The sequence below is a fragment of the Streptomyces sp. CNP082 genome (assembly GCF_059570535.1).
Map to the genome: position 1 here is coordinate 34,865 of NZ_JCANSZ010000019.1, position 24,713 is coordinate 59,577.

At 71.7% G+C, this 24,713-nt stretch carries 28 protein-coding genes; 12 read left to right on the plus strand and 16 right to left on the minus strand.

The window, feature by feature from the left end:
• Window positions 1-12: 12 nt before the first annotated feature.
• A complete protein-coding gene (locus B124_RS17175) occupies window positions 13-834 on the minus strand; it encodes a helix-turn-helix transcriptional regulator (protein WP_496503725.1) in 822 nt (273 codons plus the stop codon).
• A 106-nt stretch (window positions 835-940) separates the two neighbouring features.
• Between B124_RS17175 and B124_RS17180 the strand changes: the two genes are divergently transcribed.
• On the plus strand, window positions 941-1,318 hold the full coding sequence (locus B124_RS17180; RefSeq protein WP_496503726.1) for a cupin domain-containing protein: 378 nt from the start codon (window positions 941-943) through the stop codon (window positions 1,316-1,318).
• 3 nt (window positions 1,319-1,321) lie between these two features.
• On the opposite strand, the gene B124_RS17185 is transcribed toward B124_RS17180, so the two are convergent.
• A complete protein-coding gene (locus B124_RS17185; RefSeq protein ID WP_496503727.1) occupies window positions 1,322-1,786 on the minus strand; it encodes an ATP-binding protein in 465 nt (154 codons plus the stop codon).
• A gap of 208 nt (window positions 1,787-1,994) precedes the next feature.
• Here B124_RS17185 and B124_RS17190 point away from each other — a divergent pair, with 208 nt between their 5' ends.
• Genes B124_RS17190 through B124_RS17200 form a run of 3 tightly spaced genes read left to right on the plus strand, consistent with a single transcriptional unit; the run spans window position 1,995 to window position 4,187 of the window.
• Window positions 1,995-3,176, plus strand: coding sequence for a helix-turn-helix domain-containing protein (locus B124_RS17190; protein ID WP_496503728.1), 1,182 nt, complete (start codon window positions 1,995-1,997; stop codon window positions 3,174-3,176).
• A gap of 47 nt (window positions 3,177-3,223) precedes the next feature.
• On the plus strand, window positions 3,224-3,778 hold the full coding sequence (locus tag B124_RS17195; protein WP_496503729.1) for a GNAT family N-acetyltransferase: 555 nt from the start codon (window positions 3,224-3,226) through the stop codon (window positions 3,776-3,778).
• Window positions 3,779-3,830: 52 nt separating this feature from the next.
• Complete coding sequence (locus tag B124_RS17200) at window positions 3,831-4,187, plus strand: hypothetical protein (protein ID WP_496503730.1); 357 nt, start codon at window positions 3,831-3,833, stop codon at window positions 4,185-4,187.
• A 379-nt stretch (window positions 4,188-4,566) separates the two neighbouring features.
• Here B124_RS17200 and B124_RS17205 read toward each other — a convergent pair whose 3' ends face one another.
• The 5 genes from B124_RS17205 to kdpF form a co-directional block, all read right to left on the minus strand.
• Window positions 4,567-4,998: a hypothetical protein gene (locus B124_RS17205; protein WP_496503731.1), complete on the minus strand. Its 432-nt coding sequence runs from the start codon at window positions 4,996-4,998 to the stop codon at window positions 4,567-4,569.
• 128 nt (window positions 4,999-5,126) lie between these two features.
• Complete coding sequence (gene kdpC, locus B124_RS17210) at window positions 5,127-5,738, minus strand: potassium-transporting ATPase subunit KdpC (protein WP_496503732.1); 612 nt, start codon at window positions 5,736-5,738, stop codon at window positions 5,127-5,129.
• Window positions 5,739-5,752: 14 nt separating this feature from the next.
• The gene (gene kdpB / locus B124_RS17215; protein WP_496503733.1) at window positions 5,753-7,846 is read right to left on the minus strand and encodes a potassium-transporting ATPase subunit KdpB; all 2,094 of its coding nucleotides are present in this window, start codon (window positions 7,844-7,846) and stop codon (window positions 5,753-5,755) included.
• A complete protein-coding gene (gene kdpA, locus B124_RS17220) occupies window positions 7,843-9,507 on the minus strand; it encodes a potassium-transporting ATPase subunit KdpA (protein WP_496503734.1) in 1,665 nt (554 codons plus the stop codon). Before kdpA ends, kdpB begins: the two co-directional genes overlap by 4 nt.
• 9 nt (window positions 9,508-9,516) lie before the next feature.
• Complete coding sequence (kdpF, locus tag B124_RS17225; protein WP_496503735.1) at window positions 9,517-9,606, minus strand: K(+)-transporting ATPase subunit F; 90 nt, start codon at window positions 9,604-9,606, stop codon at window positions 9,517-9,519.
• Between the two features lie 233 nt (window positions 9,607-9,839).
• Here kdpF and B124_RS17230 point away from each other — a divergent pair, with 233 nt between their 5' ends.
• The 4 genes from B124_RS17230 (at window position 9,840) to crcB (ending at window position 12,905) form a co-directional block, all read left to right on the plus strand.
• Window positions 9,840-11,084, plus strand: a complete 1,245-nt coding sequence (locus B124_RS17230) for an IS110 family RNA-guided transposase (protein ID WP_496503736.1) — start codon at window positions 9,840-9,842, stop codon at window positions 11,082-11,084.
• Between the two features lie 614 nt (window positions 11,085-11,698).
• Complete coding sequence (locus tag B124_RS17235; RefSeq protein WP_496503737.1) at window positions 11,699-12,184, plus strand: fluoride efflux transporter FluC; 486 nt, start codon at window positions 11,699-11,701, stop codon at window positions 12,182-12,184.
• A complete protein-coding gene (locus tag B124_RS17240) occupies window positions 12,181-12,534 on the plus strand; it encodes a DUF190 domain-containing protein (protein WP_496503738.1) in 354 nt (117 codons plus the stop codon). The genes B124_RS17235 and B124_RS17240 overlap by 4 nt, the downstream gene beginning before the upstream one ends.
• Window positions 12,531-12,905, plus strand: coding sequence for a fluoride efflux transporter CrcB (crcB, locus tag B124_RS17245; RefSeq protein WP_496503739.1), 375 nt, complete (start codon window positions 12,531-12,533; stop codon window positions 12,903-12,905). The genes B124_RS17240 and crcB overlap by 4 nt, the downstream gene beginning before the upstream one ends.
• Before the next feature lie 68 nt (window positions 12,906-12,973).
• On the opposite strand, the gene B124_RS17250 is transcribed toward crcB, so the two are convergent.
• Window positions 12,974-13,828 (minus strand): hypothetical protein, encoded by an 855-nt coding sequence (locus B124_RS17250; protein ID WP_496503740.1) that lies wholly within the window; start codon window positions 13,826-13,828, stop codon window positions 12,974-12,976.
• Window positions 13,829-14,324: 496 nt separating this feature from the next.
• Here B124_RS17250 and B124_RS17255 point away from each other — a divergent pair, with 496 nt between their 5' ends.
• A complete protein-coding gene (locus B124_RS17255) occupies window positions 14,325-15,647 on the plus strand; it encodes an FAD-binding oxidoreductase (protein ID WP_496503741.1) in 1,323 nt (440 codons plus the stop codon).
• 48 nt (window positions 15,648-15,695) lie between these two features.
• Here the strand turns inward: B124_RS17255 and B124_RS17260 are convergent, their stop codons facing one another.
• The 6 genes from B124_RS17260 to B124_RS17285 all read right to left on the minus strand — a co-directional run bounded on the left by B124_RS17260 (window position 15,696) and on the right by B124_RS17285 (window position 19,608).
• Entirely contained in the window at window positions 15,696-16,496 is an 801-nt protein-coding gene (locus B124_RS17260; protein WP_496503742.1) for a DUF8832 domain-containing protein, read from the minus strand.
• 105 nt (window positions 16,497-16,601) lie between these two features.
• The gene (locus B124_RS17265; RefSeq protein ID WP_496503810.1) at window positions 16,602-17,918 is read right to left on the minus strand and encodes an MFS transporter; all 1,317 of its coding nucleotides are present in this window, start codon (window positions 17,916-17,918) and stop codon (window positions 16,602-16,604) included.
• Window positions 17,919-18,008: 90 nt separating this feature from the next.
• Window positions 18,009-18,377 carry an ArsR/SmtB family transcription factor gene (locus tag B124_RS17270; RefSeq protein ID WP_125935767.1) on the minus strand — a complete coding sequence of 123 codons (369 nt, stop codon included), beginning with the start codon at window positions 18,375-18,377 and terminating at the stop codon, window positions 18,009-18,011.
• A 77-nt stretch (window positions 18,378-18,454) separates the two neighbouring features.
• Window positions 18,455-18,877: a PIN domain nuclease gene (locus B124_RS17275; protein ID WP_496503743.1), complete on the minus strand. Its 423-nt coding sequence runs from the start codon at window positions 18,875-18,877 to the stop codon at window positions 18,455-18,457.
• Complete coding sequence (locus B124_RS17280) at window positions 18,874-19,089, minus strand: type II toxin-antitoxin system VapB family antitoxin (RefSeq protein WP_496503744.1); 216 nt, start codon at window positions 19,087-19,089, stop codon at window positions 18,874-18,876. Before B124_RS17280 ends, B124_RS17275 begins: the two co-directional genes overlap by 4 nt.
• Before the next feature lie 90 nt (window positions 19,090-19,179).
• Window positions 19,180-19,608 (minus strand): GNAT family N-acetyltransferase, encoded by a 429-nt coding sequence (locus B124_RS17285; protein WP_496503745.1) that lies wholly within the window; start codon window positions 19,606-19,608, stop codon window positions 19,180-19,182.
• Between the two features lie 310 nt (window positions 19,609-19,918).
• Between B124_RS17285 and B124_RS17290 the strand changes: the two genes are divergently transcribed.
• From B124_RS17290 to B124_RS17300, 3 genes are all read left to right on the plus strand, one after another.
• The gene (locus tag B124_RS17290) at window positions 19,919-20,710 is read left to right on the plus strand and encodes a hypothetical protein (protein ID WP_496503746.1); all 792 of its coding nucleotides are present in this window, start codon (window positions 19,919-19,921) and stop codon (window positions 20,708-20,710) included.
• Window positions 20,711-20,972: 262 nt separating this feature from the next.
• Entirely contained in the window at window positions 20,973-21,875 is a 903-nt protein-coding gene (locus tag B124_RS17295; RefSeq protein WP_496503747.1) for a SigB/SigF/SigG family RNA polymerase sigma factor, read from the plus strand.
• A gap of 100 nt (window positions 21,876-21,975) precedes the next feature.
• Window positions 21,976-23,055 (plus strand): DUF5954 family protein, encoded by a 1,080-nt coding sequence (locus B124_RS17300; RefSeq protein ID WP_496503748.1) that lies wholly within the window; start codon window positions 21,976-21,978, stop codon window positions 23,053-23,055.
• A 78-nt stretch (window positions 23,056-23,133) separates the two neighbouring features.
• Here the strand turns inward: B124_RS17300 and B124_RS17305 are convergent, their stop codons facing one another.
• Together B124_RS17305 and B124_RS17310 are read right to left on the minus strand one after the other, a co-directional pair.
• Window positions 23,134-23,490, minus strand: a complete 357-nt coding sequence (locus tag B124_RS17305; RefSeq protein ID WP_496503749.1) for a PRC-barrel domain-containing protein — start codon at window positions 23,488-23,490, stop codon at window positions 23,134-23,136.
• A 180-nt stretch (window positions 23,491-23,670) separates the two neighbouring features.
• The gene (locus tag B124_RS17310) at window positions 23,671-24,591 is read right to left on the minus strand and encodes a YihY/virulence factor BrkB family protein (protein ID WP_496503750.1); all 921 of its coding nucleotides are present in this window, start codon (window positions 24,589-24,591) and stop codon (window positions 23,671-23,673) included.
• Window positions 24,592-24,713: the final 122 nt, after the last annotated feature.

A 24,713-nucleotide genomic window follows, 5' to 3' on the forward strand; every position in this document is an offset into this window, starting at 1 on the left:
GCGCCCTCCTCGTCACTCGGGTCCCCGCTCCACGCTATCGGCGTAACGCCCGGGTGTGGTGCCCACGTGGCGCGTGAAGTGGCGGTGCAGGTGGGCTTGGTCGTGGAATCCCACGGTGGCGGCGACCTCGGCCGGCCGGTGGCCGTCGAGGAGGAGCCGACGCGCCTGATCGATGCGCTTGCCGGTGAGGTAGGTGTGCGGCGGCAGGCCGTACGTCTGCTTGAAGCAGCGGATCAGGTGGGTGGGGTGGGCGTGCAGCACGGCGGCGGCCTCGCGCAGGGATACCCCGGCGCGGACCCGTGAGTCCAGTAGTTCCCGCAGCCCGGCGGCGAGCCGGCTTGTCTCCCGCCCCGGTGCGCGGGGCTGGAGCGCGTCGAGGTGGAAGCGGAGCCGTTCACGGATGAACGCGAGGCGGGACTCGGCTTCGAACCCCTCGCCGGCGTGGACAAGAGCGGCGTGCAGTTGATGGATCCGCTGGCGCAGCAGCCCGTCGCTGAAGACGGGAGCATCCACCGCACGGCCGGCCAGACGCCGGGGGAGCACGGTGTCGTCGAGATAGAGGTTGCGCTTGCGGAAACCTCCCGCCGTGACGGTCCGGCCGTCATGGGGGACGCCGGGAGGCAGGAGCAGGACGCTGACGGTGCCGGTCGCTCCGTGGCGGCGGCGGTCGAGTGCGAAGTCGACCGAGCCGTCGTCGAGGATCATCAGGTCCCACGTGTCGTGGGTGTGGGCCGGGTACGCGTGGTCGGTGAAGTGCGCGTGGAAGACCTCGGCGATCCCCGGGACCGGCGGTCTCCACGCGCTGACGGAGGTGCGGGGTCGGTCCGGGGCCATGCCAGCAACGTACAAGACCGGCGGAATCTCCGCGCGGCAGGCTCGTCACGTCGGCCGGGGCCTGAGAGGCCGCTCCCGGCTGCCCGCCCTGAGGGAAGGATGTCGAATGTCCGAGTCTGTTGTCCCTGCTCCTGTCAACCTCGCCGAAAAGCTGTCGCAGTTCAGCGAGCTGTGGTCGCAGAAGCAGGTGGCTGTGCTGAACGACTACGAGGTCAAGCTGGCCAAGCTGAAGGGGGAGTTCGTCTGGCACACCCACGAGGACACCGACGAGCTGTTCCTGGTCATCAGCGGGCGGCTCACCATCCAGCTCAGGGATGCCGATGTGGTGCTGGAGCCTGGTGAGCTGTTCGTGGTTCCCCGCGGGGTCGAGCACTGCCCCGTGGCGGACGAGGAGACCGCGATCCTGTTGTGCGAACCGGCGGGAACGCTCAACACGGGTGACGCGGGAGGACCGATGACGAAGGAGGCCGAGGTCCTCGGCTGACTCTCAGCACGCGCTGTCAGCCCCGCGCCCCTCCCGCGCCCCTGAGGGCCGTCCGCCCACCGGATGCCCGTCGCCCGCGGATCCGGGCGCGTTGCAGGGGACCTTGAACGCCGCCCAGACGACTTTGCCGATGCCGGTACGGTCCGAGGCGCCCCAGTCGTCGGCGAGTGCGTCGACCAACCGCAGGCCGCGACCGCGGTCGGCGATATCCGCGGGGGCGCACATGTGCGGGCGTGTGTCGCTGGCATCGTGCACTTCGATACGCACGGTGCCGTCTTCGACGGTGACCTGGACCCGGAACTCGCGACCGCGTGGGGTGCCGTGCACCAGGGCGTTCGTGGCGAGTTCGGACACGCACACGCGGATGTCGTCGGCGCGGGCGACTGGGCCTACCAGAGCCGCGACGAAGTCGCGCGCTTTGCCGACCGAGACGGCACTCCGGGTGAACCCGCGCGCGTAGGTGGTCATGGTGCAAACCTCGTTCCGGGTGGTGTTGAGCGGTGGTGTCACCCTGCTCCGGATGTCCCTGGTCACGCCCGCCTCCCTCATACGTGAATGCGGGCGGTAACCAGATAACTCCTCTGTGCGAAGATCAGTCGACACAGAACTGACACACCGCGATTGGGTGCACACTGGGGGTCGCGGTCGGACCCTTCGCGGGTGGGAGAGTGACGCCATGGACGGCAGGACGCCTACCGCAGGCGAGAACATCGAGGTCTTGCGCAAAGCCCGCGGGATGAGCCAGGTGAAGCTCGCCCGCCTGTCCGGCGTCTCCTCCAGTTACCTGCGCAAGATCGAGAAGGGCGTGCGGCCGGCTATCCCTCCCGTGGTCGCCGCGGTCGCACGAGGTCTGCGGGTGACACCCGCCAGGATCTACGGGCAGCCCTTCAGGGATCCGTCCGAGCAGGCAGAGCTGCTGGACGACCTCCGGGGAGCCGTGCGGCGCCACACCCTCCCCAAGGAGGATGTCCCGGAGCCCGGCGACCTCGAAGCCGGACTGGAGCGGGTCTCGGAACTCCGGGCGGATACGGACTACTTAGGGCTCCTGCGCAGGCTCCCCAAGCTCCTAGGCCAGGCAACGGCCACCGCCTTGGCGGCCGGTGGCGACTCGGTCGCCTGGGGCTACGTCGCGGACACCTACGGGGCCGCGTACACAGTGGCCCACCGTTACTCCCAGCCGGATCTGGCAGACGTGATCGTGTCCCGCCAGCAGTGGGCGTCCACACAGACCTGGAACCCGGGGGCGGAGGCGGCGGCGTCCTGGAACGAGGCCGGGTGCTACCAGTCGGCCGGGCAGTACGAGGACGGGCTCGCCATAGTGGAGCGGGCCATCGTCAAGTACGAGTCGACATCCAGGAACGACCCTCTCCGGTCGGTGATCCTCGGATCACTCCATCTGCGCGGGGTGGTGCTCGCCAGCCGCCACAAGGACGCAAACGCCACGCAGGACCACATCCGGCGCGCCCGTGCGCTGGCCGAGCACATGCCCTACGACGTGGTACGGCACCATCTGACCTTCGGTCCCGGAAACACCGCGCTGTACGAACTGGCCGCCCACGTAGAACTGGAGAAGCCGCACAAGGCCGCGGAGATGGCTCCAGAGCTCATCAAGCGCCCGCCGGACGGGCTGAAGCCCAACAGAATGAGCCGTCTCTACATCGACGTGGCCCGAGCCCGTCTCGCTGTCAACGATCGTGTCGGCGCGGAGGAAGCCCTCAAGCTCGCCTTCACCCTTGCTCCTCAGATGGCCCAGGTCCACCCGATGAGCCGGGAGGTCCTGCGAGTCCTGGTCATACTCCACCAACGGTCCCGGCCCGACCTGCTCACGATGGCCCACCGGGCTGGCTTGACCGACTGAACGACACGAGGTGCGTGTCACCTTGAGCGGATCGAGGTGTCCAGCCGGTGGAACTGAAACGGCACGGCCACACCGACGCCGCCGACGTGCGGTCCCTGCTGCTCGACATCCATGACGAGGTATACGCGGACAACCCCGACCCCTTCCACTCCCGCGAACGCTTCACGTACTTCCTGGACCTGTGGTCCTCCCGGAAGAACTGGCGGTGCGTGTCCGGGTGGGAGGACGGAAGCCCGGTGGGATACGCATACGGGTCGATGCTCGCGCCGGGTGGGTGGTGGAAGGGGAGCGAGCGGCGGTCTGACCTCCGCGGGTCCGTGTTCGCTCTCTCGGAGCTGATGGTGCTGCCCGAGTGGCGCGGTACTGGTCGCGCCAAGAAGATCCACGACGCTTTGATCGCTCCCGTGGCGGCGGACCTGGTGTCCCTCCAGGTGGAGGCCGCCCACGCCAAGGTCGTCTGCCTGTACGAGAGCTGGGGCTACGAGAAGTCCGACGAGTTCACGTCGGACGACGACTGGCCTCGGTACACGGTGATGGTGAAGAGGCTGCCCCGGGCGGGCGGGGTTGGGGGCCTGGGCCCCTTTGCGGGCAGCGGTCTGTGAGGCGGTCCAGGTTCGGTCGTCCAGGCTTCCACGGTCGGTCTGTAGTGAGGCTATGGCTACGACGACGATTCAGGTCTCCCGTGAGGTCAGGGATCATCTGGCCGAGCGTGCCAAGGAGCGGGGGATGAGCCTGGGCCAGTTGGTCGAAGCCCTCGCCGCGGAGCAGCCGACCGCGGCCCAGCGGGCCGAGCGCCTGGCTGCCGACCGCGAGGTCGCGCGCCGGCTGATCGGCGTCGACCTGAGCGACGAGGAGTTCGATCAGGCCCCCGACATCCTCGGCAACATCTACAGGATGGCCGCAGAGAAGGCCCGCGCCGCCCGGGATGCCGCCGCCTCGGTCGGGGGGCTTGGGGGCGTGTCAGGAGGCGAAAGTCGGGTTACATGGGTGATTTGCCCGTGTTTGGCTTGAGGGTTACCCAGAGTTTGTCCCTACGACGTCCACTTCGAGGCCGTCGGCGGTCACCGGGTTCAGCGTGATCCAGCACTGACACCCCCGGCCTGGTTGCCGAAGACTTCTGCGCGTTACGGGAGGCGGAGGTGAGAATTCAAGCTCAGACCGGCAAACCCGCCCCGTCGCCGACTTCCTCGCGTAGCCCACGACATCGGGGCCGTACCGGTACCACCGCGCCGCGACCGTCGGGCGGCGGGCTGCTCGACGTCGGACTCCGTGACGTGGCATGCACGTCCGGGGTCGCCTGGCCGAGCTTGCCGAGGAGCGGGGATGCGCCCGGGCCCGCTGGTCGACGAAGCCTCCGGCTCGATGAGCAGCCCGGTCTGCAAGACCACTGTCACAGCCCAAGCAGGCGTCGGGCCTCGGCCAGCCGCTCGTCTCTGATGCCAGCGGATGCGTCGCCCAACGCAACCGCCTGGGTCTTGAAGCCGTCCCTGCGGTGGAAGACCACCCCGTACATACCGTCAGTCACCGCGACGATGTCCTCCCGGCGCACCTGGTACGTGGCCAGCGGATTGACGATCACCACGGTCTCGTCGCTGAGCTCCACCCGTGGCCGGAACAGCAGCAACCTCCCGAGCAGGCAGATCACGACAAGCAGAGCTGTCGCCACACCGGCGTGCGCAGCCCTTTCGCCGGACCGGTCGACCAGCCAAGCCAGCCAGGCGCCCAGCACCCCCAGCACGGCCAGTGCCCCGAACGCCCCAGCCCAGAGCATCAGCTTCGGGTGCACCCGCCGCACCGCCGCATCCCCATCCTGCTCACGCACGCACTCATGGTGCCGGGCCGAGTTCAGACCGCCGGGATCCCAAACAAGTAGGCAGCCCTACCGATCGGGGTGGCCTCCGGCCCCGGCGGGGGACGGGGTCGCCGTCCCGCGCCGGGGGTGCCGCGGGGTCAGTGGGTTGTGAGGTGGGTCAGGGCTAGGTTCAGTTCCAGGACGTTGATCTTTTCGTTGCCCAGGATGCCCAGGTCGCGGCCCTCCTTGTGCTCCTCTACCAGCTTCTCCACCTGGGCTTTGCCCAGGCCGTTCTCCTTCGCTACCCGGGCGATCTGGATCTCCGCGTACGCCGGGGAGATGTGCGGGTCGATCGCCGAGGCCGAGCCCGTGACCGCGTCCTTCGGGACGTCCGCTACCGGCACGTCGTTGAACGCGGCGACCTGCTTGCGGGCTTCCCGTACCGACTTCACCAGGGTGGCGTCGGAGGCGCCGAGTTGGGAGGAGCCGGTGGTCAGGGGGTCGTAGGCGCTGTTGGAGGGGCGGGGCTGGAACCAGCGGGGGTCGGGTTTGTCCGTGCCCTTGAGGTTCCAGGTCTGGCCGATCAGCTTCGAGCCTGCCTCCCGGCCTTCGTATTCGATCTTTGAGCCGTTCGCCTTGTCGGCGAAAACGCCCTGCGCTACGCCCGTGACCACCAGCGGGTAGATCACGCCGGTGACCACGGTGAGGACCAGCAGCGCGCGCAGCGCGCTGAAGAGCAGCCGGGCGGTGGTGCGTGCGGAAGTGTTCATGTGGTCGGCCTCCGTCAGCCGATTCCGGGGATGAGCGAGACGACGAGGTCGATCAGCTTGATGCCGAGGAACGGGGCCACCAGACCGCCGAGGCCGTAGACCCCGATGTTGCGCCGGAGCATCCGGTCGGCGCTGACCGGGCGGTACCGCACGCCCCGCAGGGCCAGCGGCACCAGCGCGACGATGATCAGCGCGTTGAAGACGACGGCGGAGAGGATCGCCGACTCCGGTGAGGACAACTGCATGACGTTGAGCTTGTCCAGGCTCGGGTAGGCGGTGGCGAACATCGCGGGGATGATCGCGAAGTATTTGGCGACGTCGTTGGCGATGGAGAAGGTGGTCAGGGCGCCGCGGGTGATGAGGAGCTGCTTGCCGATCTCGACGATCTCGATGAGTTTGGTGGGGTTGGAGTCGAGGTCGACCATGTTGCCGGCTTCTTTGGCGGCGGAGGTGCCGGTGTTCATGGCGACGCCGACGTCGGCCTGGGCGAGGGCGGGGGCGTCGTTGGTACCGTCGCCGGTCATGGCGACGAGCTTGCCCCCTGCCTGTTCGCGTTTGATGAGGGCCATTTTGTCTTCGGGGGTGGCTTCGGCGAGGAAGTCGTCGACGCCTGCTTCGGCGGCGATGGCCGCCGCGGTCTTGGCGTTGTCGCCGGTGATCATGACGGTTCTGATGCCCATGCGGCGCAGTTCGTCGAAGCGTTCGCGCATGCCTTCTTTGACTACGTCCTTGAGGTGGATGATGCCGAGGACCCGCGTCCCGCGGTCGTCGGCCACCGCTACTACCAGCGGCGTGCCGCCGGACTCGGCTATCGCGTCGACCACTTCCTGTACTTCGGCGTCCACTTCGCCGCCGTGTTCCCGGACCCACTCCGCCACCGCGCCGGCCGCGCCCTTGCGGATCTGCCTGCCGTCCACGTCCACGCCCGACATGCGGGTCTGGGCGGTGAAGGGCACCCATTCCGCGTGTGCCAGTTCGCCCTGCGGGCGTTCGCGCAGGCGGTACTTCTCCTTGGCGAGGACGACGATCGAGCGGCCCTCGGGTGTTTCGTCGGCGAGAGAGGACAGTTGGGCGGCGTCGGCCAGGTCGGCGACCTCCACCGTGCCGACCGGCCAGAACTCGGCTGCCTGGCGGTTGCCGAGGGTGATGGTGCCGGTTTTGTCGAGGAGGAGGGTGTTGACGTCGCCCGCGGCTTCTACGGCGCGGCCGGACATCGCGAGGACGTTGCGTTGTACGAGCCGGTCCATGCCCGCGATGCCGATCGCCGACAGCAGCGCCCCGATCGTCGTCGGGATCAGGCAGACGAGCAGCGCGGCGAGGACGACGAGGGACTGCTCCGCGCCCGCGTAGATCGCGAACGGCTGGAGTGTGACGACCGCCAGGAGGAAGACGATGGTGAGCGAGGCGAGCAGGATGTTCAGCGCGATCTCGTTCGGTGTCTTCTGCCGGGCTGCGCCTTCGACGAGGGCGATCATGCGGTCGATGAACGTTTCGCCGGGCTTGGCGGTGATGCGTACGACGATGCGGTCGGAGAGCACCTTGGTGCCGCCGGTGACCGCGCAGCGGTCGCCGCCCGACTCCCGGATGACGGGGGCCGATTCGCCGGTGATCGCGGACTCGTCCACGGACGCGACGCCCTCGACGACATCGCCGTCGCCGGGGATGACGTCCCCCGCCTTGCAGACGACGTGGTCGCCGACGCGCAGGCCGGTGCCGGGCACCCGTTCCTCCGAGCCGGCAGCGGTGCGGCGGCGGGCGACGGTGTCCGTCTTCGCCTTGCGCAGGGTGTCGGCCTGCGCCTTGCCGCGGCCCTCGGCGACTGCCTCCGCCAGGTTGGCGAAGAGGACCGTCAGCCAGAGCCAGACCGCGATGACCCAGCCGAACCAGTCGCCGGGGTCGGTGACCGCGAGGACCGTGGTCAGCACCGAGCCGATCTCGACCACGAACATGACCGGCGACTTCGCCATCACCCGCGGGTCGAGCTTGCGCAGCGCGTCCGGTACGGAACGGGCCAACTGCCCGGGGTCGAACAGGCCGCCGGCGACGCGGGGTCCGGGTTCGTGCCGTACGGGATCCACGGGGGTGTCAGTCTGTGTCTGGGTGATCATGCTGCCAGTCCTTCGGCGAGCGGTCCCAACGCGAGCGCCGGGAAGAAGGTGAGCCCGGCGACGATGGCGATGCACGCCACCAGCACGCCGGTGAACAGCGGTTTGTCGGTACGCAGCGTCCCCGCAGACGCCGGCACGGGCCGCTGCCCGGCGAGCGAGCCGGCCAGCGCCAGCACGAACACCATCGGCAGGAACCGGCCGAGCAGCATGCACAGGCCGAGCGCGGTGTTGTGGTACTCGGTGTTCGCCGCGAAGCCCGCGAAGGCGCTGCCGTTGTTGTTGGAGGCGGAGGTGTAGGCGTAGAGGACCTCGGAGAAGCCGTGCGGGCCGGTGTTCGTCATCGAGGACTCGCCGTTGCCCGTGCCCATCGCCAGCGCCGTGCCGGTCAGCACCAGCGCGGGGGTGACGAGGATGTAGCAGGCCGCGAGCTTGATCTCGCGGGGGCCGAGCTTCTTGCCCAGGTACTCGGGCGTACGGCCCACCATCAGCCCCGCGAGGAACACCGCGACGACCGCCATGACCAGCATTCCGTACAGCCCGGAGCCGACCCCGCCGGGCGCGATCTCGCCGATCATCATGCCGAACAGCAGCACGCCGCCCGACAGGCCGCCGAAGGAGTCGTGGAAGGAGTTGACCGAGCCGGTCGACGTCATCGTCGTCGACACCGAGAACAGCGACGAGGCGCCCTCGCCGAACCGCTGCTCCTTGCCCTCCATCGCGCCGCCCGCCAACTGCGCGGCGGTGCCCGGGTGCGCGGCCTCCAGCCAGGTCACGGCGATGACGCCGGCCAGCCAGATGCCGGCCATGGCGGCGACGACGGCGTAGCCCTGCCGGACGCTGCCGACCATCCTGCCGAAGGTCCGCGGCATGGCGAACGGGATGACGAGCAGGAGGAATATCTCCAGGAGGTTGGAGATGCCGTTCGGGTTCTCGAAGGGGTGGGAGGAGTTGGCGTTGTAGAAGCCGCCGCCGTTGGTGCCCAGGTCCTTGATGGCCTCCTGGGAGGCGACGGCGCCGCCGGTGAGGTGCTGCGTCTGCCCGGTCACGGTCGTCACGGACTGCGCGTCGGAGAAGTTCTGGATCGCGCCGCACGCGACCAGCAGCACGGCCGCCACGGCAGCGACCGGCAGCAGGATGCGTATCGTGCCGCGGACCAGGTCGGCCCAGAAGTTGCCCAGCTCGCCGGTGCGGGAGCGGGCGAAGCCGCGGATGAGCGCCACCGCGACGGCCATGCCGGTGGCGGCGGAGACGAAGTTCTGCACGGCCAGGCCGCCGGTCTGGGTGAGGTGGCTCATGGCCGACTCGCCCGAGTACGACTGCCAGTTGGTGTTGGAGACGAACGAGGCGGCGGTGTTGAACGCCTGGTCGGGGCTGATCGCGGCGAAGCCGAGGGAGAGCGGCAGCGTGTCCTGGACCCGCTGGAGCAGGTAGAGGAAGAGCACGCCGGCCAGGGAGAACCCGAGCACGGCGCGCAGGTACGCGGGCCAGCGCATCTCGGCGTCGGGGTCGGCGCCGATGGCGCGGTAGATCCAGCGCTCGACGCGGCTGTGCTGCTTGCCGGCGTAGACCCCGGCCATGTAGTCCCCGAGGGGGCGGTGGACGAGCGCGAGGGCGGCGACCAGCGCCGACACCTGGAGCACGTCCGCGAGTATCGGGCTCATGGGGGGTCCTCAGAACCTCTCGGGGAAGACGAGGGCGAGGATCAGGTAGCCCAGCAGGGCGGCGGCCACGACGAGGCCGGCCACGTGGTCGGCGGTCATTAGTGCAGGCTCCTTCCTGCGGCACCTGCGAGGGTGTTCGTGCAAGTCCGGTGAGAGTCGGGGTGACGGCCTGTGGCGGTCGCTCCGTGAGGGCCCCTGTGACACTGCCGCCCCCGGCTCTCCTGGAGCTGCCGACCGGCAACAAGGGGACGCGCCGCAGAGCGCCAGTTAATGACCACCCGGGGACCAGCTCCGTCACCGGGTAGTCGTTGCCGTGCGCAAAGGGGAGAAGTGTGTCGCTGCCGGAAGCCGCCTACTACGTCGGCGTGGACTGGGGATCGACCGAGCACGCCGTGTGCGTCCTGGAGGAGTCCGGGCGGGTGCACACCCGGTTCACCATCCGCCACACCGCCGCTGGGTTCGCCGACCTCGCCCGGCGCTTGGGCAAGCTCGGTGAGGCCGAGCTGGTTCCCGTCGCGATCGAGCGGCCGGACGGCCGGCTGGTCGACGCCCTGCTGGAGGCCGGACACCCGGTCGTGCCGGTGAAGCCGGGCGCCATCAAGGCATGGCGGGACGCCGAGGTCCTCTCCGGCGCCAAGAGCGACGCCGGCGACGCCCGGGTGATCGCCGAGTACCTGCGGCTTCGGCGCGGACGGCTGGACGCCACCCGTCCGTTCTCCGACCACACCCGCGCGCTGCGCACCGTGGTCCGCACCCGGGAGGACATCGTGCACCTGCGGGTGATGGCCACCAACATGCTCTCCGCCCTGCTGGACGCCTTCTGGCCCGGAGCCAAGCACATCTTCAAGGACGTCGAATCGCCGATCGCACTGGACTTCCTGGCCCGCTACCCCACCCCGGCCTCGGCCGCCCGCCTGGGCGAGAAGCGCATGGCGGCCTTCTGCGTCCGGCACGGCTGCAGCGGCCACCGCAGCCCGGCCCAGCTCCTGGCGCGCCTGCGCGGCGCGCCGGCTGGCGTCACCGCCCCTGCCCGGACCGAGGCCGGAGGCGACGCTGTCCTGGCGCTGACCAGCGTGCTGCGAGCCCTCGGCACCGCGAAGAAGGACCTGGACCGCCGGGTCGCCCATCACGTGGAGAGCCACCCCGACGGGCACATCTTCACCTCGCTGCCCAGGGCCGGCCGCGTCAACGCCGCGCAGATCCTCGCCGAGTGGGGCGACAGCCGCCAGGCATTCGCCGACCCGGACGCCGTGGCAGCCCTGGCCGGTGTCGTCCCCGTGACCAAGGCATCCGGCAAGCACTCCACCGTCGCCTACCGCTGGGCCTGCAACAAACGCTTCCGACAAGCACTGGTCAGCTTCGCCGACAACAGCCGACACGCCAGCCCATGGGCCGCCAACGTCTACCAGCACGCCCGCGAACGCGGCATGGACCACCCCCACGCCGTTCGCGTCCTGGCCCGCGCCTGGGTCCGAGTGATCTACCGCTGCTGGCTCGACAGCAAGCCCTACAACCCCGCCCGACACGGCGCGGCCCAACGCTCCACAGACGATCCCACTCTCATCAAAGCGGCTTGAGGTTGACACAAGGGGTGTCACAGCCGGGCCACCCCTCGGGCGATGAGCGCCACCAGCGCGAAGACCGCGAGTGTGGTGACGACGAAGGCCACGTCGGCCATCGGATGCTCCTGGACGGTGTCGAATCGAACGGACAGATCCAGAGAAACCCCTGGGAGGAGGGGTTGTGCCGTTCGTTGACGGTGCCCTGACGAGGAGGGGGGCGGCGTTGACGGAATCCTTACCCAGATGGCGGGGGCGCGAGAGCGGGGTTCTTGCGGGAGAGAGGTGCTCTCGCGCGTGTGCGGTGCTCTCGGGGGAGAGTCCTGCTCTCGGTGTGGGCCGGTGCTCTCGCGGGAGAGCAGTGCTCTCTGTGTGGAGCGGTGCTCTGAGGTGGCCGGGTTAGCGGGTCGGGGATGGCTGCAGGTGTGCGAGTGCGTGCGGCGCCGCGCAGGGCGGGTGTGTGACGGGTAACCTGTGGTGACGATGACGACCACCCGTTCGCCGGGCCGGCCGTCGCGCGGCGGTGGGGCTCGCCGTACCCGAACCGCGGCACCGGCGCCGCCAACGGTCCCTGCTTGCGATCAGGCGCACCCTGAGACTGGGGTGCCCGGCGAGTAGGAGACGTTGTCCCGATGAAGGTCCCGCACTCCCCGGCCGTGGGTGAACCCACGGACCCGGACGTCGACCTCCACGTCCCCGTGCAGCGCCCCGGCCCCTGGCGGGCGCAGGTTCCCGTGGTGGCCGTGGTGGCGCTGGGCGGTGCGATGGGCGCCTCGGCCCGCTACGGCGCGTCCCTGCTGTGGCCCACGTCCAGCGGCGGCTTCCCGTGGACCACGCTGGCGGTGAACGCGGCAGGCTGCGCGGTGATAGGCGTGTTCATGGTCGTGATCAGCGACGTGTGGGCGGCTCACCGGCTGGTGCGGCCGTTCTTCGGCACCGGGCTGCTGGGCGGGTTCACGACGTTCTCGACCTACGCGGTCGACATTCAGAACCTGGTCGACACAGGCCACGCCCGTACGGGGCTGGCCTACCTGGGGCTGACGCCGCTGGTGGCGCTGGCGGCGGTAGGGAGTGCGGCGCGGGCGACGCGCCGGTTCGTGATGTGGAGGCAGGCATGACAAGGCTGACCGGTCGCGCGCTGCGCGTGACGATCTTCATCGGAGAGAACGACGTCTGGCACCACAAGCCGCTGTACACCGAGATCGTGCACAGGGCCCGTAAGGTCGGGCTCGCGGGGGCGTCGGTGTTCCGCGGCATTGAGGGCTTCGGCGCCTCGTCGCTGATCCACACCAGCAGGCTGTTGTCGCTGAGCGAGGACCTGCCCGTCGCCGTGGTCATCGTCGACGACGAACAGCGCATCCGCGATTTCCTGCCGCGTCTGGACGATCTGGTCACCGAGGGCCTGGTGATCCTGGACGACTGCGAGGTCATCCGGTACGTCGGCAGGACCGGCGAGCGCGCGAAGTGAACTGGCTCCTGGTCATCGCCGGCGCCTCCGTCGGCGCCCCCCTGCGGTACCTGACCGACCTGACGGTGCAGAAGCGGCACGACACTGTCTTCCCCTGGGGCACCTTCACCGTGAACGTGGCCGGCTGTCTGGTCCTGGGCCTGCTCACCGGCGCCGTCACCCACGGCGCCGCCTCCGACTCGGTACGGTTTCTGGTCGGGACCGGGCTGTGCGGGGCACTGACCACCTACTCGACGTTCTCCTACGAGACGATGCGGCTGGCGGAGACCGGGGCGAAGTTCTTCGCCGCGGCCAACATCCTCGCCAGCGTCGTCGCCGGGCTCGGCGCGGTCTTCGTCGGCGTGGCGGTGGCGGAGGCGGCGTGGGGGTGAGGGAACACTCGAGCGCAGCCGCTACGGGCTGAGCGCCCGCGTACTCCGGTTCAGAGGCCCGGGCCGGGTCAGAGGGGGTCCGGGAGCAGGGGGAGGTCGAGGTCGATGCCCCCGCCGCCGGAGTCCTCGGTCGAGTCGCCGCCGGAGTCCCCGGAGCCGCCGGAACCGTCGCCGCTGCCGCCGTCGCCGGTGTCGCCCTCGTCGCTCGGCGTGGGCGTCGGGGTGCCGGTGGACGGGGTCGACGACTCGGGTTCACCGGTGTCCGACGCCGTGACGCTGCCCTCCGCCGGGGTCGTGGTCGTCGGCTCCGGGCTGTCCGTCGCCGGATCCGCGCTCTGCGTGGGCCGGTCCGCGCCGCGGGCCGCCTTCGCCGGCGGGGTACGCGGCTCGGCGGGCTGCGCGTCGTCCGGCTGCGCCGCGCCCGAGGGGCGGTCGCCGTCGGGGGAGGCCCGCCGGGTGTCGGAGCCGGGCTCTTCGGACGGGAGCGGCTGCATCGGTGTGTCGGCCTGGGCCACGGCGTTGTCCGTACGGGCTCCGCCGCCGCCCATGCTGTTCGCGGCGAGCAGCCCGCCGGTCAGCACCGTCATCCCGGCAGCCGCCAGCCCGGCCAGCCGCCGGCTGCGCTTCTTGTCGCGCCGGTGCCGCGACCGCGGCCGTACGGGCACGAGTTCGGCCCCCACGCTTCTGGTCTCCGCGGTCTCCGCGGGCTCCGCCGGCGCGGGTGCCGGCCGGTCGCGGTCCGCGAACAGCTCCAGGTCCCCGGGCGCGGGCCCGCTCGACGCCGCCGTGGGCGGCTGCACCGCCGGCAAGCCCAGGGTCCCGTAGATCTCGGGGCCCGCGGGGACGTTCCGCGGCTGCGCGCACCAAGGTGCTCCCGCCGGGTCGTGCCGGCTGTCGCAACGCGGGCAGTAGATCGTCGTCACTGTCCTGGCGTCCCTTCCGTTGCGTGGGGTGGGAGGGGTGCTCGACGACCGAACAATGTGCCAGCGCCGGAATCCCTCGGAGCGTGAAGAATCCCCATAAGGCACAACGGTGGTGAGACCTATCTCACACTCGCTGACCCGGCGCAGACCGCCTCCGGTCCGGACATCGCCCCCCATGCCCGCCGTGATCGCCGCCGGACGCGTACCGCAGGAAGGGCAGTCGCCCTACGGCGGTTGCCGGGCTGCGTCGGGAGCATGGACGGGCGGATGTACGCGGTATCGATCGGGGCGATCGGGTAGCGCGCCGGGTGCTGCTGCCGTGGGGTGCCGTGGGGAGGTTTGCGGGGCTCGGTCCGTACGGACCGAACGGCCGCCTCTTCCACCGTAGTTGCCGCGGAACCCCCGCCGCCGCCTACCCCCCCGGCGCTCCGATGTCAGACCTATGCGCAATGCTCGGATCCGGACTGTTTGCTGGCGACTTTCGTAAGGATCCGAGATGAGCAACCTCGAAGAACTGCGTTCCGCCGTCCGCGGCCGGGTGCTCCTGCCCGGTGACGACGGCTTCGAGCCGGCCACCCAGCCGTGGAACCGAGCCGTGCCGCAGCCCGCCGCGGCCGGCGTCGTGGAGGCGGCCGACGCCGACGACGTCGCCGCGCTGGTCCGTTACGCGCGGCGGGCCGGGCTCAGCGTGGCCGCGCAGCCCGGCGGGCACGGCGCCTCGGGGGACGTGGAGGGCGCCCTTCTGCTGCGTACCGGGCTGCTGGGCGAGATGCGGGTCGACCCCGATGCGCGGATCGCGCGGGTCGGTGCCGGGGTGAAGTGGGGGCGCGTACAGGAAGAGGCGTCCAAGCACGGGCTGACCGGGCTGCCCGGCAGCGCGCCCGTGGTCTCCGTGACGGGCTACACGCTGGGCGGCGGCCTCAGCTGGTTCAGCCGGCTGCACGGCTGGGCGGCCGACTCCGTCACCGCTTTCGAGGTCGTCGACGCCGACGGCACGCCCGCGCGGGTGACCGCCGAGTCCGACCCCGAGCTGTTCTGGGCGCTGCGCGGCGGCGGCGGGGACTTCGCGCTCGTCACCGCGACGGAGTTCCGGCTCCACCCCGCGCCCGCCCTGTACGGCGGCGAGATGCTGTGGCCGGCGGCGCAGTCCCGGCAGGTGCTGGACGCCTTCCGCGCGGTGACCGCCGCCGCGCCGGAGGAGCTGACCGTCTGGACCGGGCTGCTCAACTTCCCCGGGGCCGAGCCGTTGACCGTCATCCACACCACGTATCTCGGCGAGGGCGCCGGGGAGGCCGGGCCCGAGCTGCTGCGGCCGTTCGACGCCGTGGAGGGACGGATCAAGGACACCCGCGCCGTGCTGCCCGTCCACGAGCTGGCCGCCATCACCAACGACCCCACGGACCCCAGCCCCGGTCTGGCCCGCGGTGAGCTGCTCACCGCGCTGGACGACACCGTGATCGACACGCTCCTCGCGGAGCCGATCGACCCGCTGGTCGGCGTCCAGCTCCGGCACGTGGGCGGTGCGCTGGCGCGCTCCTCGGACTCCCCGCACGGGGCGCTGCCGGAGCCGTACCTCCTGTACTGCTTCGGTATCCCGTTCTCGCCCGAGGTGGCCGCCGGCGTCCCCGCCCGCCGCGACGCGCTGCGGAAGGCCCTCGGTTCGTACGTCTCGGGCCGCAAGCCGTACACGTTCCTCGGCGCCGGCGAGCGGGCGGCCGACGCCTTCGGCGCCGAGAGCCTGGCCCGCCTGCGGGCCGTCAAGCGCGCCCGCGACCCGCAGGGGGTGTTCCGCAGCAACTTCCCGGTGGGCAGGGACTGAGCCGGGGACTCGACCGGCACGGACCGGGCTGACCAGGACTGAGCGCCCTCACGCCACCACCCTGGTGAACTCCGCGGTGCGGACGGCGGCCTCGTGCTTGAAGTCGAGGAACAGCCGGTACGTCCCCGGGCCCGGCACCTGCGCGTGGAACGCCAACGCCCCGACACGGCCGCCGGGTTCTGTGGTGCCGTCGCCCGGGGCGCCGTCCGGGTGGACGTGGACGTACGCGAGGTCCTCCAGGCGCAGTGCCACGAGGTGGCCGTACGCGGCGAGATAGGGCTGCAGGTCGGTGACCGGCCTGCCGTCGCGGGCGACGGCGAACTCCAGCCGCCGTCCCTCGCCCGCCGCCAGCTCGCCGGTCAGCGTCACCTCGCGGCCGTCGATGGTGAAGGCCGGTGCGGGCGCGGGGAGTTCGCGCGCGGGGCCGGCGCCGTCGCCGGCCTGGAAGTCCGCGCCCAGGGTGAGGGTGCGGCCGAGCGCGGCGGGGGCGAAGTCGGCGAAGGCGCGGTAGCCGCCGGCCCCGGGGAGGCGTACGCGGACGGACCAGGTGCCGTCGTCCGCCTCTGCGGGGTGGACGTGGACGAAGCGGGTGAGGTCGCGGCTGACGACGATCAGGTGGACCTGCTTGTCGTGGATGAGCGTGAGGTCGGTGACGGGGCGGCCGTCGGTGCCCAGGAGGCGGAAGCGCAGCTCGGTCTCGACGTCCGCGGGGAGGGCGGTGGTCTCCAGCGCCAGCGTGTAGCCGTCCTCGGAGCTGGCCTGCCCGGCGGGGCCGGCGGGCGCGTGGTGCCCGTGGTGGGCGTGGGCGTCGTGGTGACCGCGGCCTGCGTCGTGGTGGGTGGCGTTCATGGCGGTGCCCTTCGGTTCCTTGTGCTCCGTGTCTGGTGATCAGCGTAGCAGGTATACCCCCGGGGGGTATATCGAGCAGGGGTGACGCACGTCACGCCCGGCGGCTCACGCCGCGGTGGTCGTACGGTCCCGGGTGAGCCGCGCGGCCCGGACGAGCCGGTACGCGTACGCCCCGGCCGTACGCGCCGAGCCCACCGGCCGCCACAGCAGCACCGCCGCCACCGCCGCCGCGAGCGCGATGGCCGCCAGCACGCCCGCCGCCACGGCCGTCCCCGCCCGCGCCGCCAGATAGCCGGCCAGCGGGTACGTCAGCAGCCACGCGACGTGCGACAGCGAGAACTGCGCCGCGAACGCCGCCGGCAGGTCCGCCTTCCCCGGCACCGCGGCGCGGATCAGCCGCCCCGTCGGCGTCACCATCGCCGAGGTCGCCGCCCCCAGGACGGCCCACGCGGCGAGCAGCGCCGGCCAGGTCCGCACCCCCGCCGCGAGCCCCGCCCCGACGACGGCCAGCACCGGCACCGGCACGAACGCCGCCGGCAGCATCACCGCGCGGTCGCCGACCCGCTCCAGCACCCGGGGCAGCGCCAGCGCCACGGCCATCGACCCGGCGCCGAAGGCGCCGAGGGCGAGCGACACGTCGCCGACCGAGCGGGCGAAGTGGTCGCGGACCAGGACCACGGTGTTCACGATCACCATCGCGCCGGCCGCCGCCACCGCGAGGTTGAGCGCGAGGAGGGCGCGGAGCTCGGGCGCGGAGCCGAAGAGCCTCATGCCGTACGCGGCCTTGGCGAACACCCCGCCGCCTGCCCCGCCGCCCGTCCGGCCGCCCGCCCCGCCGGTGTCGCGGGGCGCCGGCTTCGGCAGCGCCACGGAGGCGACCAGCGCGGCGGAGGCGGCGAACCCGGCGGCGGTGCCGAGGAAGAGCCGGTCGTAGGTGATCAGCGTCAGGAGCCCGGCGGCGAGCACGGGGCTGAACAGGCTCTCCATGTCGTACGCCAGCCGGGACAGCGACAGCGCCCGGGTGTAGTCGCGCTCGGCGGGCAGCACCTCGGGGATGGTCGCCTGGAACGTCGGGGTGAACGCCGCGGAGGCGGACTGGAGCAGGAAGATCAGCACGTAGACCTGCCAGACCTCGGTCACGAACGGCAGCGTGAGCGCGACGACGCCGCGCACGAGGTCGGCGGTGACCAGCAGGGCGCGGCGCGGGATGCGGTCGGCGAAGGCGCCGATGACGGGGGCGATGCCGACGTAGGCGGCCATCTTGACGGCCAGGGCGGTGCCGAGCACGGCGGAGGCGTTGCCGCCGGCGAGGTCGTACGCGAGGAGGCTGAGCGCGACGGTGGCCAGGCCGGTGCCGAGGAGGGCGACGACCTGGGCGGTGAAGAGGTGCCGGTAGGTGCGGTTGCGGAGTACGGAGATCATGGCCTGACGCCTCTTCTCTGCTCGTGTGCGCATATACGCACATGCTAAACAGAGGTGGGTCCGCGGTATTCCCGCCGGGCGGAACTTTTCTCAGGAGTGCCAGGGCTCGCCGGTCATGAGGTGATCGGCGTGGTTGAGCGCCTCGACGACGAGACCGCGCAGATGCCCGTCGCGCAGCGAGTACACGACGCGGCGGCCCTCCTTCCTGGAGTGCACCAGGTGGGCGAGGCGCAGCTTGGCCAGATGCTGGCTGACCGCCGGCCGGGCGGCGCCGCTGGCGGTGGCCAGCTCGGTGACGTCGGCCTCGCCCTCGGCGAGCAGCCACAGCAGATGCAGCCGCGTCGCGTCGGCGAGCAGCGCGAAGACCGTACTGGCGGCTTCGAGCTGCTCCCGGTCGGGCGTCCACTCGTGGCGGTGGACGGCGGGGGTGGGCGAGGGGGCGGTGTCACGCTCCGGCATGCGCCTATCGTATGGCCGTACGAGGCCCGGGGCGGCCGGCGAGGCTGCTCAGGCGGCACGGACGGCCGGGCGCCGGATCACTTCCCGGCCTCGGGGCCGTACCACTGGAGAGCCTGCCCGGTCGCGGCGGCGATGCAGTCGAAGTCCCGGTCGCGGTGGAGCAGAGTCAGCCCCTGCAACTCCGCGGTGGCCGCCACGACGAGGTCGACCGGGCCCGCGCCGCGATGCTGCCCGCGCTCGGTGAGCGCCTCCTGCACCTGCCAGGCCCGGTCGTACGCCCGGTCGTCGACCGGTACCCACCCGAAGATCATCCGCAGGTCTTCCACGCCCCGCGCCCGGTCGTCGGCCGAGCGTGCGCTGTAGAGGAACTCCAGCTCGGTGATAGGGCAGACCGCGATGAGCCCGGCCGCAGCCGCACGGTCCCACCCGAACTGCTCTGCGTCCCCGCGCATCATCCGGGCGAGCGCGCTGGTGTCGATGAGGTACTGCGAGGCGTTCACCCGCGGTGGTTCCTCTTGTCCTCAAGAAGGTCGAGGTCGAACGCGCCCTCCTCGGCCGCGGCCCGCAGCCGGGTGAGCGCCAGAGCCCTCCGCCGGTTCTCCAGCACCTCGTGCAGAGCGGTGTTGACCGTCTCCTTCTTGGTGCTCGTGCCGAGGGCCTGAGCGACGTCGGCGAGCAGGCCGTCGTCCAGATCGATCACTGTGCGACTCACCGTGCACCTCCTCTGATATCAAACGTGGGCACCTTTGATATCGATGATAGTGCTTACTCCTCACGCGTGGCAGGCGGCCGGTGGGGCTGCTCAGGCGTGGTGATAGCGGTACATGCCGAGGGAGTCGTGGCCGGCGACGTCGGCGAAGCCGAACTTCTCGTACAGGAACCGCGCGGGTCCGTCGGCGATCAGTGACACGTACGCGGTGGCGGGCGCCCGGCGGTCCAGCTCCGCGACGAGCGCCGCCATGATCCGCTTTCCGAGGCCCTGCCCCTGGTGGTCCGGCAGCACGCACATGTCCACCACCTGGAACGCCGTCCCCCCGTCCCCGACGACCCGCCCCATCCCCACCGGCGCCTCGCCGTGGTACACGACGACGCCGTACCACGTGTTCGGCAGCGCGACGGCGGCGGCCTCGGGCGACTTGTCCGACAGCCCGGCCCCGGTCCGCAGCCGCCGGAAGTCCTCGACGGAGGGCACCCCGGGACGTATCTCGTAAGGGTCGTTATTCGATTCCATGTGTTACACCCTAACGGGCGGCTCCTCGGCGATCACCCGCCGGGGCGTTGATCGGCGGCGCGGACCTGCGAGCGCCGGAGCGTGCCCGAAGTGACGGGGAACGGGTGGAAAGTGTGCCCGTTCCGGAGGGGTGTGCCCGGGTCGTGCCCGAGTCGCGCCCATCCGTCTCAGGGGCACGCGGAGTAGGTCATCACCTCGTAACCGTGCTTCCGCTGAGCGCACCGGACCGTGCAGGCTCGAGATCGACCAAGCACAGAGCACCACCGGCCGACCGGCCGCACATCCGTTCAACCGTGGGGGGAACCACACCATGCTTCGCAACCGCCGCCGCAAGGCCGTCCTCACCGCCGCCGCCCTGATGGCCACGACCGCCCTGCTCGCCTCCTGCCAGGGGGACTCGGACGGCGGCAAGAGGTCGAGCGGTTCCCGGTCGTCGGTCTCGGACTCCGACCCGAAGGACTCCTCCGACGGCGGCGGTGCGGCTGCCGCCGACGGCGCGGAGGCGCAGACCGGCAGCGAGCCGGAGGCCGGCGCGGAGGGCGGGGGTGCGACCGGCACCTGGTACGGCACCGTCTCCTACCTGGCGCCCGGCAAGTACACCGTCAGCGACCTGAAGGACACCGAGCAGGCGTTCTTCACCTCGACCGACACCGACATCCAGGGGGCCGGCGAGATATGCGGTGACGCCGACGGCCAGGCCGCCACCCCGTGCAGCGAGGAGGAGCTTGAGGCCGCCGCCAAGGACGGCGTCTCCGCCACGGTGAAGCTGGAGAACGGCACCGCGGTCAGCATCGTCGAGGACCACGCCGGCAGCGGCGACGGCCCTGGCACCGGCAAGGTGAGCGGCACTCACTCCGGAGAGCTCGGCTACCTGGCCCCGGGCAAGTACACCCTCGTGGGCAGCGACGGCTCCGAGATCGCGTTCTACAGCGCCACCGCCACGACCGTCAACGGCGACGGCTGGATCTGCGGCGAGGCCGGGGGCGGGCTGCAGGACTGCACCGAGGGCGAGCTCGAAGCAGCGGCCAAGAAGGGCGGCGTGCGCGTCGTCGTCGAACTCAGCAACGGCAGCGCCGTCACCATCGACGAGGAGCACAACTGAGCCGTCGCCGACGTGCGTCCCGCGCCGCGGGCTCTCCCGGACACGGGACGAGCCCGCATGCGCGTTCCCGGGGTCCGCGGGCCCCTCCAGCCGGTTCCGGTGTGCTGCAAACGGCCCAGGGGCGGGCGGAATCGGCGGCTGGAAGGGGTGTTGTCGCCTTCCGCCGGTTACGGGCGCGGCGTAACGGTCAGGTATAGGCGCCGTGATGACGGGTAGCTGCACACAACGCCTGTCGAGCAGAAGTCCACATCAGGGGGACACCATGACGACATTCGTGACGCGCGACCGCGAGCCCCGGACCGGCTCCGGCACCGATCCCGGCCCGGGACCGGGCGCCGACCGGGGCGCCGATCCTCTCGCCGGCCTCGGCCTGCCCCCGCTGCCGGAGCTGCGCGGGGCGAGTACGGGCGACGCGCGGGCCCTGTCCCGCGTCCTCTTCGGCAGGCTGGCGGAGCTGGAAGAGGGCACGTACGCGTACTCCTACGTCCGCAACACCCTCGTCGAGCTGAACCTCGCGCTCGTCCGCTACGCCGTCAGCCGCTTCCGGCTGCGCAGCGAGTCCCGCGAGGACGTCGTGCAGGTCGGCACCGTCGGCCTCATCAAGGCGATCAACCGCTACGACCTCGCCGAGGGCACCGAGTTCCCCACGTTCGCGCTGCCGACGATCGTGGGCGAGATCAAGCGCCACTTCCGCGACACCTCCTGGGCGGTGCGGGTGCCGCGGCGGATGCAGGAGCGGCGGCTGACGCTCGCGCGGGCGAGCGCACGGCTGGAGCAGACGCTCGGCCGCGGCCCGACCGTCGCGGAGCTGGCGGAGCAGACCGGCCTCGGCCCGGACGAGGTCGTCGAGGGCCTGGTCGCCGCCAACGCGTACAAGACGTCGTCGCTCGACTACCACGCCGCCGACGAGGAGGGCGAGTCCTTCCTCGCGCGGCGCACCGGGGCGCCGGACCCGGACTTGGAGAAGGTCGAGAACCTGGTGTCGCTCAAGCCGCTGGTCGAGGCGCTGCCGGCGCGGGACCGCAAGGTGCTGGACTTGCGGTTCGGCGCCGAGATGACGCAGAGCGAGATCGGCGCCGAGCTGGGCATCTCGCAGATGCACGTGTCCCGGCTGCTGACCGCGATCCTCCGCCGGCTCCGCGAGGGGCTGACCGAGCCGGCGTGAGGAGGGGCCGGGCGCCCGGGTTGTACACCCGGGGCACCCGGGCGTGCTCGTATCCCGCAAATGTCTCACAGGGCGACCCGCGGCCCAACACACTTGGTGCATGCGGGATTACGGAAAGCCACCGGCAACGCCGGACTATCTCACCATCCGCGTCACTCACCGCGACGACCCCGTCTCCCAGGTGACCGAGCTGGACGCGATCCACGGCGGGCGGCGGTATCCGGGCGTCCGGGTGCGCGGGCCGCTGTTCGGGTTCGCCGTGCAGACGCCGCGGGACCGGCCGCGGTGGCGGCTGCTCGACGGCATGGACACCGGGTTCCCCCAGGACGCGCGGGACGGGCTCAACTCGTACCTGTGGCTGTACGCGAAGGACCAGGCCGAGGACCACCGCGAGCGGCGGCTGCTGCTGGACGGCGTGGCGCGGCTGGAGACGGAGCGGATCGACGAACTGCGCGTCGGGCGGGACCGCTACCGCATCGTACGGGCCGACGAGTTCGCCCGGATCGGCGACGGCGCGCTGGAGCCGCCCCGGCCCACCGACCGCCCCGAGGACGACCACTGGGATCTGGAGAAGAAGGACCCGGCCTCCGGCACCGTGGGGTTCGTGGTCGACCATGCGGCGGAGGTGCAGCTCTCCGCGGGTCTTGAGCGGCTCGGGCTGCTTGAGAGCGTCTACACCTCCTCCCGCTTCCCGCCGGAGGTCCTCGCCGACTCCCGGCGCGCGCTGCGGACCCACCCGGGGCTGGTGCTGCTGCCGCCCGCGTTCCGGGTGCTGGAGCGGCTGGAGGAGTCCTGGACGATGTTCCTGGCGCAGCAGTACGACACGCCGCAGGCGGCCCGGCGCGCCCTGGTGGGCTACTTCGTCAGGACCGTGCCCATGCTGCGGGAGATCCCCGGCTGGAAGTCGGAGTACTCCGAGCGGGACATCGAGGTCTTCGCGAAGGCCGCCGACCGGTTCATGCGGCAGCGCGGCCCGAACGAGCTGCGGGCGCGGGGGCGTACGTTCCAGATCGTGCGCGTCGAGCGGATGATGCGGATCGGACCTGACGGTCCCGAGCCGCCCCGCCCCTCCGACCAGGACCACCAGGGTCCGACGAAGATCCGCCCCACCATGGATGAGTGGGGGAACATCTCCTACGCCGACGAAGGGGACGAGGCGGGGGACGGGGGCGAGGGCTGAAGCGGCGGCGGCCGGGGGCCGGCCGCCGCCGGCTGCACCAGGGGCTGACCGGGCCGGCGTGAGGGCCTGCCGGGCGGGTCAGCGGCGGGCCAGCCGGCGTTCGCCCGCGGCGCCCGCCTCGTACTCCAGCTCGTAGTGCGAGAAGACCGCCGGCTCCTCCTCGAACGCCAGCTCACCGTCCGTGTCGATCGACGGCGCGCCCTTGACCTGCCCCTTCTTGTAGGCGACGTTCACGGACGCGGGGCTGACGGAGGCGCCCGCCAACGGTACGAACAACAGCCGCCGCCGCCCCGGCACGCCGGACTTGACGGTGGCGAACGACGGCGCGTCCGTACGGGTGTCGACGTAGACGGCCTCCATCTCGCCGATCTTGCCGCCGTCCGCGCCGCGGACGGTGTAGCCCCGCCACTCGCGGATGTCGCGTGCCTCGAACATCGGGCCTCCCGGGGATGCGTCAGTCCTTGGCCGGCCGGTGCCGGTCAGCGCTCTTCCGAGCGTAGCCAGCACACCCGCGGTCGGCGCGGGGACGCCCGCGCCGCTGTAGGCCATCCGGGTGACTCCGGGCGCCGGCCCGGCGCCGCCTCCCCGGCACGCCCCCTCACCGCGGTACGCCCCTCACCGCGGTACGGCCGGCAGCGCCGGGCGCCGGGGCGGGCGGGCCGCCTCGGGGGCGGGCTCCGTACGGGCCAGCAGTGCGTTGAACTGCGCGCCCGCCAGCAGCGCCAGGTTCGAGAACCACAGCCAGATCAGGAAGACCACCACCCCCGCGAGCGACCCGTACAGCCTGCTGTACGTCCCCGCCGCGTACGAGGCGTACAGCGCGAAGCCCGTCGAGGCCAGCAGCCACAGCACCCCCGCCACCAGCCCGCCCGGCACGGCGTGCGAGACCGTCCGCGACTCCGGCGGCCCCGAGCGGAAGAGCAGCAGCACCAGCAGCGCCGCCACGAAGACCAGGAACGGCCAGCGCAGGAAGTCCCACGCCGCCGCCGTCCACTCGCCCAGCCCGAGCGGCCGGCCCAGCGCCCGCGCCACCGGACCGGTGACCACCAGCGTGAGCGCGCCGGACACCAGCAGCGTCAGCAGCATCAGCGCCATCGCGAGGATCGCCGGTGCGCGGCGCAGCACGGGCCGGCTGTCGGGGGTGCCGTACATCGCGTGCAGGGCGCGGCGGAAGACGGACAGGAAGCTGCACGCGGACCACAGGGCGCTGGCGGCGGCCACGGTGGTGAGGATCCAGGTGGCGGAGTGGCCGCGGGTGACGTCGTGGAGGGCGTCGCTGAGCGCGGTGCCGGAGCCGGCGGGGGCGAGGCCGGTGACGTAGGCGATGAGGGCTTCGGTGCCGGAGGGGTCGGCGAGGCCGATGACGGTGAGGGTGACGAAGAGGGTGGGCAGGACGGTGAGTATCGCGTAGTACGTGAGCGCGGCGGCGTAGTCGCTGATGTCGTCGTTCCAGAGGGCCACGGGGGTACGGCGCAGGGCGGCGCGGTAGCTCGCCCAGTCCGTCCGCCCGCCTCCCGCGTGTGCCCGCCGCTTCACCGGCCCGACTCCGATCGTCGCTCGCTCCGCCCGCCGCTCGCCCGGCTTACCGCCGTGGCCCTCTCCTGTCTACCGTGTGCGGGGCCCCGGCCCGTAGCGGACGGGGTGAACGAGGAGCGGGC